Here is a 16051-nt window from a genome sequence, read left to right on the forward strand (position 1 = left end):
TCAAAACACAAATGATTTCGATTATCATTTGTGTTTACAATTTCACATTCTTTTGTACAATTCCAGGCTCTTCTCCATCACAAAGAGTTCTTACAAGACAAATACATACAGTTCTCAGGGTTACCCGATGGAGTGTTTTTCTTTTTGATATGGAATGTTCAAATGACAATACCACGCGTTACGTTACTGGCTGTTGCCATCAGCGCCGCCATGCTCTCCCCTCTTGCTCACGCAGCCGACCCGGATACCGTGGTGGTGACCGCCACGGGTTTTGAGCAAAAAATCCAGAATGCCCCGGCCTCTATCTCCGTCATTTCAAAGCAGCAGATTGAAGACAAGGCTTACCGCGATGTGACCGATGCGCTAAAAGATGTCCCGGGCGTCGTCGTCACGGGCGGCGGAAGCAGCAGCGATATCAGCATTCGCGGCATGGCGTCCCAGTACACCTTGTTCCTGGTCAATGGCAAGCGCGTCAGTACGCGCAGCACGCGCCCGAACAGCGATAACTCGGGCATTGAGCAAGGCTGGCTACCACCGCTGGAGTCTATCGAGCGCATCGAAGTGATCCGCGGACCCATGTCATCGCTCTATGGCTCAGATGCAATGGGCGGCGTAATCAACATCATTACCAAAAAAGTCTCGAATACCAAAGCCTGGACCGGATCGTTACACGGCGATGCCACGTTCCAGGAGAACCATGATTCCGGGGATATCTTCCAGACCAACGCCTACGCTTCCGGCCCGTTAATTGACGGACTGCTCGGTGCAAAAGTGACAGGCCTGCTCTCACGTCGCGCGGAAGATCAGATCCTGAACGGTTTCAATGAGCAGAAAATGCGTAACGGCGGGGTCACGCTGAACTTTACCCCAGACGAGCAGAACGATTTTGACCTCGATTTTACCCGCGAACTTCAGGACCGAAACAGCACGCCGGGCAAGTCGAAAGCGACTGAAACCTGCCGCGGGACAACCTGCACGCCAAACAGCAAAAGCGAAACCCGCTACGAACATACGACCTATTCCCTTACCCACAGCGGTTACTACAGCGACTTCAACACCACCAGCTACATCCAGCAGGAAGAGACCAATAACCCGGTTCGCAAAATGCGTTCGTATAACACCACTTTCAACAACCAGAACCAGATCTTCCTCGGCGACCATACCCTGACCCTCGGCGGTCAGTATCGCTATGAGAAGCTGCGTGACAACGGTAACCAGCTTGAGGCGGCGGACGGGCTCAACAAACTGACGCGCTGGAGCTGGGCGCTGTTTGCTGAAGATGAGTGGGCGATGACCGATAGCTTCACGGTGACCGGTGGTCTGCGTATGGATAAAGACCAGAACTATGGCACCAACTGGACGCCTCGCGGTTATGGGGTGTGGCACCTTGCAGAACAGTGGACGTTAAAAGGGGGCGTTTCTGCCGGCTACCGTGCACCGGATCTGCGTCAGTCCTCCGCCAACTGGGGTCAGGCAACGGGCGGCGGTCGGCTGGATGGCATGATCGTGGGTAACCCGGACCTCAAGCCGGAGAAGAGCCTGAGCGAAGAGATCGCCCTGCTCTGGGATAACAATGACAGTCTTAACGCCGGCGTTACGCTGTTCAATACCGACTTCAAAAACAAAATCACTGAAGTACGCCGCTGTAACAGCAGTGCCGACTCTGCCTGTACGATTGGCGGCCATGCCTACGATTTTGTCAGCGACCGGGTCAACGTCGATAAAGCCAACATGCGCGGTGTGGAATCCACCTTCGGCTGGAAAATCACCCGTGATGTTAACTGGACGGCTAACTACACCTATACCGAATCCGAGCAGAAGAGCGGTCAGTTCTCTGGTAAGCCGCTGAATAAAATGCCTAAGCATATGTTCAACACCACGCTGGACTGGCAGGCCACGCAGGATGTGGGCTTCTGGAGCCGCCTGAACTTCCGCGGCAAATCTTCTGAGTATCTCAGCCGAACCTCAATGTCACAGGGCACCCCGTCTTACACGCAGGTTGATGTGGGTCTGCGTTATAACGCCAACAAGAACCTGCTGGTAACCGCAGGCGTGTATAACGTGCTGGATAAACAGATTGATTACGAGACTTACGATACCGTACTTGATGGCCGCCGTTACACTGTCGGCATGACCTACAGCTTCTGATCGCCAATAAAAAAGCCCGCTCAACCGAGCGGGCTAAAAGAGAGGAAGTGCGATTATTGTTTTACGCGTCCCGGGAATTCCATTTCACTGTAGCGAACAAAGCGCGTCCCCTTCGTCAGTTTGTAACCAAACCAGATTATCAGGAACAGCGGAATACCGATGTAGGTCGCCGTTACACCACCCCAGTCGATACGGTCCGCAAGGAACGCTTCATAGTTCTGTCCCAGCGTAATAATCAGGCACAGAATGAAGGCGAAAATAGGCCCCAGCGGGAAGAACCCTGAGCGATACGGCAGGTCATTGATGTCATGACCTTGCATAACGTAACCGCGACGGAAGCGATAGTGGCTGATAGCAATCCCGAGCCAGGCGATAAAGCCCGTCATACCGGACGTATTGAGCAGCCACAGGTACACCGTCTGGTTGCCAAACATGGAGGTCAGGAAGCACAGACCGGCAATCACCGTTGTGGCATACAGGGCGTTACGCGGTACGCCGCCACGGGACAGCTTAGAAAAGATGCGTGGCGCTTTGCCGTCGCATGCCAGGGTATAGAGCATACGGGTAGACGCATACATGCCGGAGTTACCCGCTGAGAGCACGGCGGTCAGGATAACGGCGTTCATCACCGCCGCGGCGGAGAGCAGACCGGCATGCTGGAAGACCAGCGTGAACGGGCTAACGCTGATGTCTTTCACATCATTGCGCAGCAGGCTTGGATCGGTGTAAGGAATGATCAGACTGATAATCAAAATCGCAAACACATAGAACAGCAGGATACGCCAGAATACCTGACGCACCGCGCGTGGAATGTTCTTCTCCGGGTTCTCGGATTCACCGGCAGCAATCCCGATCAGCTCGGTTCCCTGGAAGGAGAAACCGACAATCATCGCCACGCCAATCATGGCCGAGAATCCACCCGCAAATGGCGCATCGCCAATGCTCCAGTTACTCCATCCTGCAGGTTGAGCGCCTTTGAAAATACCAACGATCATCGCCACACCGACGACGATAAAGATGATGACGGTTGCCACTTTGATCAAAGAGAACCAGTATTCCGCTTCGCCAAAACCACGCACGGAGATGTAGTTGAGCAGGAAGATCACCGCCAGGAACAGCGCACTCCAGATCCAACCTGGCGTGTCCGGGAACCACCAGTTCATCACCAGCTGTGCGGCGACCAGGTCAACGGCGATAGTAACGGCCCAGTTGTACCAGTAGTTCCAGCCCAGCGCGAAGCCGAAGCCTTCTTCAACGTATTTTTGACCGTAGGTCGAAAACGAACCGGATACCGGCATGTACGCCGCCAGTTCGCCCAGACTGGTCATCAGGAAGTACACCATCAGGCCAATCAGGATATAAGAGAAAAGTGCCCCACCCGGGCCGGCTGCCGAAATTGTTGCGCCAGAGGCAACAAAAAGACCTGTACCGATTGAACCGCCGATAGCGATCATCGTCAGGTGACGCGCCTTAAGTTCGCGACGTAGCGCGGGCGCTTCTGTGGTTTTAATTTCTGAAACCATGTGAAAATGCTGTCCCTTCAACAAATGAGGCGCGATTGTAGCAGACGATACGCGTTCCTTCCGGCAGAAATGCTCAGTTATAAGAGAGCTTCATGACTCGGCCAGGATTATAAGTAAAGCACGCATCTGCATCTCCCCTCTCCCAACGGAGAGAGGATCCGCATTGCGGGTTTACATGTCGCAATAGCGCAGAAAACGCTGCAGCGAGCTGGAAAGGTGTTTCTGACGATGATGAATGCACCACAACGTGCGCACCAGTTTAGGCAACGGGAGCGGTATTTCGACCAGCGTGCCGGCCTCAAGCTGTTCAGCAATCACCCGCCGGGAGAGACAGCTGATGCCCAGCCCATGACGGACCGCGTGTTTGATGGCTTCCGAGTTGCCCAGCTCCATACTCAGCCGGAAATGCGGCAGGTGGGAGAGCAGCAGGTAATCGACAATTTCACGGGTACCGGAGCCCTGTTCCCGGAGGATCCACTGCGCCTGAGCCAGCCGTTCCAGCGTCACTTCACCCTGTAATAAAGAAGAGGCCGGGGAGGCGAACACCACCAGCTCATCTTCCAGCCAGGGTTCAGCAATGATATCGACGTTGTGACACGGCCCTTCAATCAAACCGATGTCCACGCGGAAATCGATCACCGCATTGATGACATCCTGGCTATTGCCAACGCTCATCTCCAGCGGCAGGGTCGGGAAATCCCGGCGATAGCGGGCAATCACTTCCGGCAGAATGTAATTGCCGATCGTACTGCTGGCGTAAACGCGGATGGCCCCGTTCTCTTCGCGGAACAATTGTTCGATTTCAGTCGCCTGCTCCAGCAGTGCCAGCGCGCGCGGGTACAGCAGGCGGCCATGTTCATTGACGACCAGCCGTTTCCCCACTCTGTCGAAAAGCTGAACCCCCAGTTGCCCTTCCAGATCGGTCAGGGCCGCGCTGACCGCGGACTGGGACAACGCCAGCATTTGCGAGGCCTGCGTCGTCGACCCGCTTTTCAGCACTTCGGCAAAAACTTCCAGCTGACGCAACGTAATGTGCATGGTCACTTACCACTTATATAGATTGATTATAAGTATATAATCAATTTTATTTTTAAGCCACAACGCCGTAACCTTTTAGCCAGATAAAGGAGAAGGTTATGTCAGAACACACCTTACAGCATCAACGTACATTGTGGCACTTCGTGCCGGGTCTTGCGCTCAGCGCGGTGATAACTGGCGTAGCGTTATGGGGCGGCAGCATTCCGGCCGTCGCCGGGGCAGGTTTTAGTGCCTTAACGCTGGCAATATTGCTCGGCATGGTGGTGGGAAATACCGTTTACCCCCATATCTGGAAGTCCTGTGATGGCGGGGTTATTTTCGCCAAACAGCATCTGCTGCGCCTCGGGATTATCCTTTACGGCTTCCGCCTGACCTTTTCACAGATTGCGGATGTCGGCGTCAGCGGGATCGCTATTGACGTCCTGACCCTGACCAGCACCTTTTTACTGGCCTGCTTTATTGGCCAGAAAGTGTTTGGGCTGGATAAACAAACCAGCTGGCTGATTGGTGCCGGCAGCAGCATCTGCGGGGCCGCCGCGGTACTGGCAACCGAACCTGTCGTTAAGGCAGAATCCAGCAAAGTGACGGTTGCCGTCGCGACCGTCGTCATTTTCGGTACGCTGGCGATTTTCCTCTACCCGGCCATGTACCCGCTGGTTGCGCACTGGTTTAGTCCGGAGACCTACGGCATTTATATTGGTTCAACCATGCATGAAGTGGCTCAGGTGGTGGCGGCGGGTCACGCCATTAATCCGGATGCGGAAAATGCCGCGGTCATTGCCAAAATGCTGCGCGTCATGATGCTGGCTCCGTTCCTGATTATCCTGGCCGCTCGCGTAAAACAACTCGCGCCGGCAGGCAGCAGCCAGAAGAGTAAAATCACCATTCCGTGGTTTGCGATTCTTTTCATCGTGGTGGCGGTATTTAACTCCTTCCACCTGCTGCCGAAAGCCGTGGTGGATATGCTGGTCACGCTTGATACCGTCCTGCTGGCGATGGCGATGGCGGCGCTCGGGGTCACGACACACGTGAGCGCGCTGAAAAAAGCAGGTGCAAAACCGCTGCTGATGGCGCTGGTACTCTTCATCTGGCTGATCGTTGGCGGCGGTGCGATTAACCTCGCGGTACATAGCCTGATGGCATAAACCACTTCATCCTTCTCCTGTTAACCCGCTATCATACGTATTTCGGGTTAACAGGAGTCCCTTTATGAAATATGTTGGAGCGCACGTCAGCGCTGCAGGTGGCCTTGCGAATGCCGCCATTCGCGCCGCCGAAATTGAGGCGACCGCTTTCGCCCTGTTCACCAAGAACCAGCGCCAGTGGCGCGCCGCCCCGCTCACCTCTGAAGTGATTGATGATTTCAAAGCCGCCTGTGAGAAATACCACTACGGGCCGGGTCAAATCCTTCCCCACGACAGCTATCTCATTAACCTCGGCCATCCCGTGCAGGAGGCGCTGGAGAAATCCCGCGAGGCTTTTCTTGATGAAGTGCAGCGCTGCGAGCAGCTTGGGCTGACGCTGTTGAACTTCCATCCGGGAAGTCATCTGATGCAGATTGACGAAGATGCCTGTCTGGCGCGCATTGCCGAATCCATCAACATCACGCTGGATAAAACCCAGGGCGTGACGGCGGTCATCGAGAACACCGCCGGGCAGGGCAGTAACCTCGGCTTTAAGTTCGAACACCTGGCGGCCATTATTGACGGCGTGGAGGATAAATCCCGCGTGGGCGTATGTATTGATACCTGCCATGCCTTTGCCGCGGGTTACGATCTGCGAACGCTTGATGAGACGAAAAAGACCTTCGATGAGTTTGAACGCATTGTGGGCTTCAAGTATCTGCGCGGAATGCACTTGAACGATGCGAAAAGCGCGTTTGGCAGCCGCGTGGACCGCCATCACAGCCTCGGTGAAGGCAATATCGGCCACGATGCGTTCCGCTTTATTATGCAGGATGCCCGTTTCGACGGTATCCCGATGGTGCTGGAAACCATTAATCCGGACATCTGGGCAGAAGAGATTGCCTGGCTGAAGGCACAGCAAACCGCTGAACAGGCGGCATAAAAAAAGCCGGGTCGCATAAGCACCCGGCTTTTTTATTGTTTTACCGCTTACGCCGCTTTCGCGACCCCTTCCGCTTCCGGACGTTTCAGCACCGCGTAAGAGAGACCTGCCACCAGCGTACCGGCCACAATCGCCAGCAGATAACCCAGCACTGGCGTGATTGCACCTGGGATCAGCAGCACGAACAGACCGCCGTGTGGTGCCATCAGTTTCGCGCCAACCGCCATGGAGATAGCACCGGTTACCGCGCCCCCCACGATACAGCATGGCAGCACGCGCATTGGGTCACGCGCCGCGAACGGAATTGCCCCTTCGGTGATAAAGCACAGGCCAAGTACCAGGGCGGCTTTCCCCCCTTCCTGCTGCGCTTTGTCGAACTTACGACGTGCAATGATGGTTGCCAGGCCAAGAGCCAATGGTGGCACCATACCGGCCGCCATAATCGCTGCCATTGGCGCGTAGGTCTGGGTACTCAGCAGGCCAACACCGAATGCGTATGCTGCTTTGTTCACCGGGCCCCCCATGTCGGTACACATCATGCCACCGAGAATAGCTCCCAGCAGTACCGCATTCGCAGTACCCATGGTTTGCAGCCAGTGGGTCAGACCCGCCAGGATACCCGCTACAGGTTTACCGATGAGGTAAATCATCGCCAGACCCACCACCAGGCTGGAAATCAACGGGATGATCAGAATCGGTTTCAGCGCTTCCATACTCTGCGGCAGTTTCAGCTTCGAGCTAATAAGCTTCGCAACGTAACCCGCCAGGAAACCGGCAATGATACCGCCGATAAAGCCAGAACCGGTGCTCACCGCCAGCATACCGCCGATAAGACCCGGCGTCAGGCCCGGACGGTCAGCGATGGAGAAGGCGATAAAACCTGCCAGCACCGGCACCATCAGGGCAAACGCGGAACCACCACCAATCTGCATCAGGGCAGCAGCCAGCGTGCCTTCTTCTTTAAACGCGGTAATACCAAACGCGAACGAGAGGGCAATACACAGACCGCCCGCCACCACCATCGGCAGCATATAAGACACACCGGTCAGCAGATGGCGATAGGCGCCAGCTGACTCTTTCTTACCTTCCGTCGCAGTTTGCGTGGACCCCGTTGCCTGATACGGCTTCGCTTCCACCAGCGCTTTATCAAACTCCTGAGCGGTCTTTTTCAGCGCCAGGCCCGTTGACGTGCGGTACATCGGCTTACCGGCAAATTTCGCCAGGTCCACTTCGATGTCAGCCGCAACCATCACCAGATCGGCCTCAGCCACCTCTTCTGGGGTGATTGCGTTGCCCGCACCAACGGATCCACGTGTTTCAACTTTTACCCACCAGCCGCGTTTTTTCGCTTCGGTTTCAATGGCTTCAGCCGCCATAAAGGTATGAGCCACGCCCGTCGGGCAGGCCGTGATCGCCACAATACGTTTTGGTCCGGACGCGGCAACCGGCGCCGCGACCGGTGCGCTGTAAACAGACGCATGACCTTTCGCTTCGCTCAGGAACAGTTCCGGGTGTGCCACCGCGCGATTGATGTCGCCCAGCCACACTTTTTTGCCATTCAGCGCACTGTCAGCGGGAATTTTATCACCCAGAACAATCACCATTTCGGCGTCGCCCGGGTTATCCGTCATCTCGAGATGTGCTTTGTTCGCCGCCGCTCCCAGCAAGGTCTTCGCCATATAGGCGCGAGCCTGTCCGAGACCGGAGTCAATGATCAGCAGCGTTTTCATTATTCCTCTCCTGCTGTTAGTTAAAAGGTTTTAAGTCAACGCGCGCCATCATCGCGGCTAACTGGGTACGATCGGTAATACCGACATTGCTCTGGCTAACGGCCAGGGCAGCAACGGCGGTGGCAAGACGTAAAGTATGTTCACTGGATTCACGCATCAGCAGGCCATAAATCAGACCGCCAACCATTGAATCCCCTGCGCCAACGGTGCTGACAACGTCAACCGATGGCGGCTTGGCGATCCATTCGCCAGAAGCGTTAACCCACAGCGCCCCTTCTGCACCAAGAGAGATAACCACGTGAGCGATACCCTGCTCGCGCAGCGCATGGGCAGCGTCAATTACATCTTTTAATTCTGGCAGCTTACGGCCAGCCCAGATCTCCAGTTCGCGGCGATTCGGCTTCACCAGCCACGGCGAGGCTTTCAGGCCGGCGACCAGCGCGTCACGGCTGCTGTCAAAAATAATGCATGGGCACTGGCTTCGCAGACGCGTCATCCAGTCGGTGAACGCTTCCGGGCTCACGCCGGACGGCAGGCTGCCGCTGACGCAGACCATGTCGAACTGACCAAGCCAGGTCAGAGAGTCGTTTACGAAGCGCTCCCAGTCTGACGGAGTCACCTCGAAGCCTGAGAAGTTCAGATCGGTCACTTCGCCGTCTTTCTCCGTCAGCTTGACGTTGATACGGGTACGGCCCTGAACAACCTGAAAACGGTTAGCAATCCCCAGCTCGCTGAACAGCTGCTGGAAACCATCCTGGTTATCTTTACCGAGGAATCCGCCCACGGTGACATCGATACCGAGATCCTTGAGCACTTTCGCGACGTTAATCCCTTTACCTGCAGCATGCAGGCCAGTGGTACGCACGAGGTTTACTTCGCCGCGCTCAATCTCCGGGCAAAACCCCACCAGGTCGTATGCCGGGTTCAGCGTAATAGTCGCAACACGTCTGCTCATTATGCGCCCTCCCCCAGACCTGCCGCGATGGCGTCGCCAATCGCTTTCAGCGCCTGTTCAGCATCAGCACCCTGTGCGGTAAAGCGCAGACGGTGACCTTTCTTCACGCCCAGCGCGACAACTTTCATCAGGCTACGGCCGTTGGCCGGTTTGCCCGTGCCATCAAGGTTAGTCACGGTAATCTCACTTTCGAATTGTTTAATGGTATTCACCAGCATGGTGCCAGGACGGGCATGCAGGCCGTGCTCGTTACGCACTACAAACTCAGCGGTCAGCACGTCATCAGTCAGCACATCATCGCTGGTCAGCAGCGCCAGCAGCGTGCTTGCGTCAGCGTTCAGCAGTTTTTCAGCCTTGTCATTCAGCAGCAGATCGCCAAGACGTTTTAACGCGGAAACCGGCTGTTCATCGGTCATCGCGACGGTGACCAGCATCACAGCGTGCGCGCCCTCAACGTCAAACGCGTTGGCCGCGCGGCTCACCGCGATAGCGCTACGCAGGTTGCCTTCAGCACTGTCGTTCAGCCAGATACCTTGTCCCAGGTTCAGCGGCTTCTCATTGATAACGCGCGTGATAAAGGACGCGTCTACCGCACCGGCTTCTTTCAGACGGCCTGCGTTCAGCGCCTGCAGCGTGACCAGATCGCTCGCCACGACATCCAGGGTCAATGTTTCATTATCCAGTTTCAGCGCTTCACTCTGTTTTTCGCCCATCAGCAACGCGCGCAGCTCTTCCGCCGTCGTCGCGGACTTCAGCTGTTCAGCCACCGAATCATCGCTCAGCACATGCGTCAGCTGACGCAGCAGGCCCAGGTGCTCGTCGCTGCTGGCAGCGATACCGATTGCCACGTAAGCAACCTGACCGTCGCCCCACACCACACCCTGAGGGAACTGATAAACCTGAACGCCGGTTTTCAGCACCTGATCGCGGGTGTCCGTTGTACCGTGCGGAATGGCGATGCCATTGCCGAGGAAAGTGGAGGTCTGCTGCTCGCGCGCCAGCATGCCGTTAACGTAGCCGTCCGCGACATTACCCGCCTGCACAAGGGCAGCGGCAACCTGGCGAATGGCCTCTTCTTTGTTCCCGGCCTGAGCGCCCGGGTGGATATCCTGAACAGATAACTGGAACATGGTTCTCCTCTCCTGCTGAACTTGAATCGTTTCAGCTTAAATGAGAAAAAATGCGCTAGCCTGCTCCGTTTGTTAAAACAAGATAGCGCTGAAACGTTTCAAAAAGTCTTGCGCTTTCTGCTTAACCTTGCAAGAAAAGTTACAAATGGCGATGCAGAATTTAGAGATACAGCACATTTCTTCTTCGCTCAGCTGAATCTTGCTGACGTTCAGCAAGTCAGTTTCAGCTAAGTTCAGCCCGAGCCTGTTAATTGAAATGGCATTTTGATTTTTCGTGGCGAAATTGACCGCAGTACCTGTTTATTTTCTGACAAGCGTCGTACACTCCGCGTCTCTTTATGACTTGCTGATACTGAAAGTATGCATAACACCCCTGCCGCCGCCTCGCCAAAACCCTTTGATTTGACGTCCACGGCGTTTTTGATTGTTGCCTTCCTTACCGGCATTGCCGGGGCGTTACAGACGCCCACGCTGAGCCTGTTTCTGACCAATGAAGTCCACGCCCGTCCGGCAATGGTTGGCTTCTTTTTTACCGGCAGCGCCATCATCGGCATTCTGGTGAGTCAGTTTCTGGCGGGGCGTTCCGACAGAAAAGGCGATCGTAAAAGTCTGATCGTCTTTTGCTGCCTTCTCGGGGTGTTTGCCTGCGTGTTGTTTGCTTTTAACCGCAACTATTTCATCCTGCTGTTCGTGGGGGTGTTCCTGAGCAGCTTCGGTTCCACGGCGAACCCGCAGATGTTCGCCCTCGCCCGCGAGCACGCCGACCATACCGGTCGTGAAGCGGTGATGTTCAGCTCTATTCTGCGTGCCCAGGTGTCGCTGGCATGGGTCATTGGCCCGCCGCTGGCGTATGCCCTGGCGATGGGATTTGGCTTTACGATGATGTACCTGAGTGCGGCTGTCGCGTTTGTGGTGTGCGGCACCATGGTGTGGTTCTTCCTGCCGTCGATGCGCAAAGAGCCCAAAGTGGCTTCAGGCGTACTGGAAGCCCCGCGCCGTAACCGTCGTGATGCGCTGCTCCTGTTTGTTATCTGTACGTTGATGTGGGGAACAAACAGCCTTTATATTATCAACATGCCGCTGTTTATTATTGATGAGCTGCATCTGCCAGAGAAGCTGGCGGGCATTATGATGGGAACCGCGGCCGGGCTTGAGATCCCGACCATGCTGATCGCGGGCTATTACGCGAAGCGTTTCGGAAAGCGTTTTTTAATGCGCATCGCGGCTGTCGCAGGACTGCTGTTCTATATCGGTATGCTGACGGTGCACACGCCAGGACTCTTGCTGGCATTGCAGCTTCTCAACGCCATTTATATCGGCATACTCGCCGGGATTGGCATGCTCTACTTCCAGGACCTGATGCCAGGCCAGGCAGGCTCCGCCACCACCCTTTATACCAATACCACTCGCGTGGGCTGGATTATTGCAGGTTCAATGGCCGGCATCGTGGCCGAGATCTGGAGCTATCACACGGTATTCTGGATTGCGCTGGTGATGTGTACGCTGACGATAGCGTGTCTGGTGCGAATTAAGGACGTTTAAGGGGCGGTGAGCGCTTCCAGCTCAAGAAGGTAGGTGATCGCCTGCGTGCGCGTGCTGCCGCACATCTCCGCGGACGGCTGAAGGCCGGAACAGACTTTCGGGCGCAGCGGGGAACCAAAGATCATGCACAGGTTATTTTCAGCAAGCTGCACACAGCGGGTATTGGCAGGTTTGCCGTCCGGCATGCCAGGAATGGGGCTTGAAATGGACGGTGCGGTACAACACGCGCCACAATCGGGACGACAATCCATACAGGCTCTCTTTCGCTGAAGAACGCCCGCGCAGTCGGGCATTGCGCGCACAGTAACACCTTTTGTGTATTGATAGCAAAAGCCACGAATTCCGCTTGCCTGAAAGGCCGAGCACGAGTAATTTGGCGCGATATTTTTTACCACCCGTAAACAGGATTACTGCAATGCCAAGAGCGAACGAAATTAAGAAAGGTATGGTACTGAATTACAACGGCAAGCTGCTGATTGTGAAAGATATCGATATTCAGGCCCCGAGCGCCCGTGGTGCAGCAACGCTGTACAAAATGCGTTTCGCCGATGTGCGTACCGGTCTGAAAGTGGAAGAACGTTTTAAAGGTGACGATATCGTTGATACCGTGACCCTGACCCGCCGCTATGTTGATTTTTCCTACATTGATGGCAACGAATACGTGTTCATGGATAAAGAAGATTACACCCCGTATATCTTCACCAAAGATCAGATTGAAGAAGAACTCCTCTTCATTCCTGAAGGCGGGATGCCTGACATGCAGGTTCTGACCTGGGATGGCGTGCTGCTGGCGCTGGAGTTGCCGCAGACCGTGGATCTGGAAATCGTGGAAACGGCTCCGGGCATCAAAGGTGCATCCGCAAGTGCCCGCAACAAACCAGCAACCCTGACGACCGGTCTGGTGGTGCAGGTGCCAGAATACCTCTCCGCGGGCGAGAAAATCCGCATCCATATCGAAGAAAAACGCTATATGGGTCGCGCAGACTAATGCGATATTCGCCCGGTGGCACAACGCCACCGGGCAACAGACGTTACAGCAGTTCCGGGTATTTCGTCATCTTCAGCGCCAGCTCAACGCCCCGGACTTCCGCCATGCCTTTCAGACGACCAATCGCCGAATAACCTGGGTTCGTTTTCTTACGCAGATCGTCCAGCATCTGGTGACCATGATCGGGACGGAACGGGATAGGACGAACGTCACCCGCGTGCTTACGACGTACCTCTTCCGCCAGAATCGCATCCACTACCGCGACCATATTCACATCGCCGCCCAGGTGCGCTGCTTCATGGAAGGTTTTTGGATTATCCTCACGACAGGTCGCACGCAGATGCGTGAAGTGAATACGATCGCCGAAGGTTTCAATCATCTGCACCAGATCGTTATCCGCACGCACGCCGTAAGAGCCGGTACACATGGTGAATCCGTTATAGATACTGTCCACGGTCTCTTTCAGCCACTGCATATCTTCAATCGTGGACACGATTCGCGGTAAACCGAGAATAGGACGCGGAGGATCGTCCGGGTGCACGGCCAGGCGTACGCCCGTTTCTTCCGCTACCGGTACGATAGCGCGCAGGAAAAACGCCATGTTTTCACGCAGCTGGTTTTTATCGATATTCCCATATTCCGCCAGTCGCGCGCGGAACTGATCCAGCGTATAGCCCTCTTCAGCGCCCGGCAGGCCAGCAATAATATTGCGGGTCAGCTTTTCAATCTCGGCGTCACTGGCTGCGTTAAACCACGCGAGCGCCTGCTGCTGCTCTTCAACCGTGTAATCGGCTTCTGCACCAGGACGTTTCAGGATGTGCAGCTCAAATGCGGCAAAGGCAATCTGATCGAAACGTAATGCTTTTGAACCGTCCGGCAACGTGTACTCAAGATCGGTGCGCGTCCAGTCAAGAATGGGCATGAAGTTATAGCAAACAGTATCGATACCGCAGGCCGCCAGGTGACGAATGCTCTGCTGGTAGTTGGCAATCCAGGTCTGATAATCACCTGAATGGGTTTTGATATCTTCGTGAACCGGGATGCTTTCCACCACAGACCAGGTCAGGCCTTTTTCCGCCAGCAGCGCCTGACGTTTTTTGATTTCTTCAATCGGCCATACCTGACCATTAGGAATGTGATGCAGCGCCGTCACGACACCCGTTGCGCCAGCCTGACGCACATCATCAAGAGAAACCGGATCGTTCGGCCCGTACCAACGCCAGGTCTGTTCCATTGCCTCACCTCTAAAGTTGTTATACCAATATGGATGACTACGATGACGACTACCATACATGTTTGCCGTAAAGGGTCAACACACCGCCACACATTGATTGATCAAACTCACACTTCGGGGATATTTACGGCTCACCAATTTAATTTGCTGTCATATAACTTTACACTGGCGTTGTTAATTAATGGTTAATCAGGTGTGTATTTCATGAAGACAATTGCCTCCACCTCGCTTCCTGCCCATGTCCAGCTCCCTCGCTACGATCGTAAGCAGTTACGCTCTCGCATCGTCCATTTTGGCTTCGGCGCATTTCACCGCGCGCATCAGGCCTTGTTAACAAACCGGGTGCTGAATGAGAAAGGCGGCGACTGGGGTATTTGTGAGATTAGCCTCTTCAGCGGCGACGTGCTGATGAGCCAGTTGCGCGCACAGGATCATCTCTTCACCGTGCTGGAAAAAGGGGCGGAGGGAAACCAGCCGATTATCGTCGGTGCCGTCCATGAATGTCTGAACGCAAAACTGGATTCTCTGCCTGCCATCATTGAGAAATTTTGTGAACCTCAGGTCGCCATTGTGTCGCTCACCATCACAGAGAAAGGTTATTGCATCGATCCCGCCACCGGTAATCTGGATTTGCACAACTCCCGGATCGTTCACGATCTGGAGAACCCGTCTGAACCGCACTCCGCGCCCGGGATCCTGGTCGAGGCGCTCCACCGTCGCCGTGAACGCGGTTTGTCCGCTTTTACCGTCCTCTCCTGCGACAACATCCCTGATAACGGCCATGTGGTGAAAAACGCGGTACTGGGGATGGCCCAGAAACGCGACCCGGCGCTGGCAGAGTGGATTGATTCACATGTGAGCTTTCCGGGGACCATGGTCGACCGAATTGTCCCTGCCGCGACCGAGGCGTCGCTGGCAGAAATCACGCAAGAGCTTGGAGTAGAAGATCCTTGTGCTATCAGCTGCGAACCGTTTATTCAGTGGGTAGTGGAAGATAACTTTGTTGCCGGACGCCCGGCATGGGAAGTGGCTGGTGTACAAATGGTGCAGGACGTTCTGCCGTGGGAACAGATGAAATTGCGCATGCTCAACGGCAGCCACTCTTTCCTCGCGTATCTGGGCTACCTCGCCGGGTATGCGCACATCAACGAATGTATGGAAGACACCGCTTTTCGCGAAGCCGCACGTCGGTTAATGCTAAATGAGCAGGCTCCTACGCTGCGTATTAAGGATGTCGACCTCACGGCTTATGCCGATAGCCTGCTTGAACGCTTTGCCAATCCGGCACTGCAGCACCGGACCTGGCAAATTGCGATGGACGGAAGCCAGAAATTGCCGCAACGCATGCTGGATGGGATCCGCATCCATCTTGAACGTAAAACCGCGTGGCCGCTGCTGGCCCTGGGCGTTGCAGGCTGGATCCGCTACGTCAGCGGTACCGACGAGCGTGGCGACGCGATTGATGTGCGCGATCCGCTGAGTGATAAAATCCGCACCCTTGTTGCAGCCAGCAGCGACGCTGAGCGCGTCAACGCCCTGCTGGGGCTGAGTGAAATCTTTGGTCACGATCTCGCACAAAATAGCATTTTCGTGGAGGCCATCAGCCAGGCCTATCAGCGCATCGCCCGCCATGGCGCGCGTCAGGCTGTTATCGAAACGTTAAATATTTAGCGATTATTGCGCTTAAGGCGAACGG

13 protein-coding genes are annotated in these 16051 nt (G+C 55.3%); 6 read left to right on the plus strand and 7 right to left on the minus strand.

Annotation, left to right across the window (positions count from 1 at the left end):
* The first annotated feature begins 162 nt into the window (after positions 1–162).
* A complete protein-coding gene (locus BH714_RS11410; protein WP_040017994.1) occupies positions 163–2148 on the plus strand; it encodes a ligand-gated channel protein in 1986 nt (661 codons plus the stop codon).
* A gap of 53 nt (positions 2149–2201) precedes the next feature.
* On the opposite strand, the gene BH714_RS11415 is transcribed toward BH714_RS11410, so the two are convergent.
* Positions 2202–3671, minus strand: coding sequence for an amino acid permease (locus BH714_RS11415; protein WP_020883191.1), 1470 nt, complete (start codon positions 3669–3671; stop codon positions 2202–2204).
* 171 nt (positions 3672–3842) lie between these two features.
* Positions 3843–4709, minus strand: a complete 867-nt coding sequence (gene yieE, locus BH714_RS11420) for a DNA-binding transcriptional regulator YeiE (RefSeq protein ID WP_014170915.1) — start codon at positions 4707–4709, stop codon at positions 3843–3845.
* Between the two features lie 98 nt (positions 4710–4807).
* On the opposite strand from yieE, the gene BH714_RS11425 reads away from it, so the two are divergent.
* Together BH714_RS11425 and nfo are read left to right on the plus strand one after the other, a co-directional pair.
* Complete coding sequence (locus tag BH714_RS11425) at positions 4808–5854, plus strand: YeiH family protein (RefSeq protein ID WP_040017996.1); 1047 nt, start codon at positions 4808–4810, stop codon at positions 5852–5854.
* Between the two features lie 64 nt (positions 5855–5918).
* Entirely contained in the window at positions 5919–6776 is an 858-nt protein-coding gene (gene nfo / locus BH714_RS11430; RefSeq protein ID WP_014170917.1) for a deoxyribonuclease IV, read from the plus strand.
* Between the two features lie 47 nt (positions 6777–6823).
* Here nfo and fruA read toward each other — a convergent pair whose 3' ends face one another.
* From fruA to fruB, 3 genes are read right to left on the minus strand one after another with little or no spacing between them, the layout of a single operon-like run.
* On the minus strand, positions 6824–8506 hold the full coding sequence (gene fruA, locus BH714_RS11435; protein WP_025203638.1) for a PTS fructose transporter subunit IIBC: 1683 nt from the start codon (positions 8504–8506) through the stop codon (positions 6824–6826).
* 16 nt (positions 8507–8522) lie between these two features.
* Positions 8523–9461 (minus strand): 1-phosphofructokinase, encoded by a 939-nt coding sequence (fruK, locus tag BH714_RS11440; protein WP_014170919.1) that lies wholly within the window; start codon positions 9459–9461, stop codon positions 8523–8525.
* Positions 9461–10591, minus strand: a complete 1131-nt coding sequence (gene fruB / locus BH714_RS11445; RefSeq protein WP_040017998.1) for a fused PTS fructose transporter subunit IIA/HPr protein — start codon at positions 10589–10591, stop codon at positions 9461–9463. The genes fruK and fruB overlap by 1 nt, the downstream gene beginning before the upstream one ends.
* A 360-nt stretch (positions 10592–10951) precedes the next feature.
* Between fruB and setB the strand changes: the two genes are divergently transcribed.
* Positions 10952–12133: a sugar efflux transporter SetB gene (setB, locus tag BH714_RS11455; protein WP_040018000.1), complete on the plus strand. Its 1182-nt coding sequence runs from the start codon at positions 10952–10954 to the stop codon at positions 12131–12133.
* On the opposite strand, the gene BH714_RS11460 is transcribed toward setB, so the two are convergent.
* Positions 12130–12384: a zinc/iron-chelating domain-containing protein gene (locus tag BH714_RS11460; RefSeq protein ID WP_020883186.1), complete on the minus strand. Its 255-nt coding sequence runs from the start codon at positions 12382–12384 to the stop codon at positions 12130–12132. The two genes, setB and BH714_RS11460, sit on opposite strands and share 4 nt — an antisense overlap.
* 164 nt (positions 12385–12548) lie before the next feature.
* On the opposite strand from BH714_RS11460, the gene yeiP reads away from it, so the two are divergent.
* Positions 12549–13121 (plus strand): elongation factor P-like protein YeiP, encoded by a 573-nt coding sequence (gene yeiP / locus BH714_RS11465; RefSeq protein ID WP_008500940.1) that lies wholly within the window; start codon positions 12549–12551, stop codon positions 13119–13121.
* A gap of 43 nt (positions 13122–13164) precedes the next feature.
* Here the strand turns inward: yeiP and uxuA are convergent, their stop codons facing one another.
* Positions 13165–14355 (minus strand): mannonate dehydratase, encoded by a 1191-nt coding sequence (gene uxuA, locus BH714_RS11470; RefSeq protein WP_040018001.1) that lies wholly within the window; start codon positions 14353–14355, stop codon positions 13165–13167.
* A gap of 204 nt (positions 14356–14559) precedes the next feature.
* Here uxuA and BH714_RS11475 point away from each other — a divergent pair, with 204 nt between their 5' ends.
* On the plus strand, positions 14560–16026 hold the full coding sequence (locus BH714_RS11475) for a mannitol dehydrogenase family protein (RefSeq protein ID WP_040018002.1): 1467 nt from the start codon (positions 14560–14562) through the stop codon (positions 16024–16026).
* Positions 16027–16051: the final 25 nt, after the last annotated feature.

It is taken from the genome of Enterobacter ludwigii (assembly GCF_001750725.1).
Classification (GTDB): Bacteria; Pseudomonadota; Gammaproteobacteria; order Enterobacterales; family Enterobacteriaceae; genus Enterobacter; species Enterobacter ludwigii.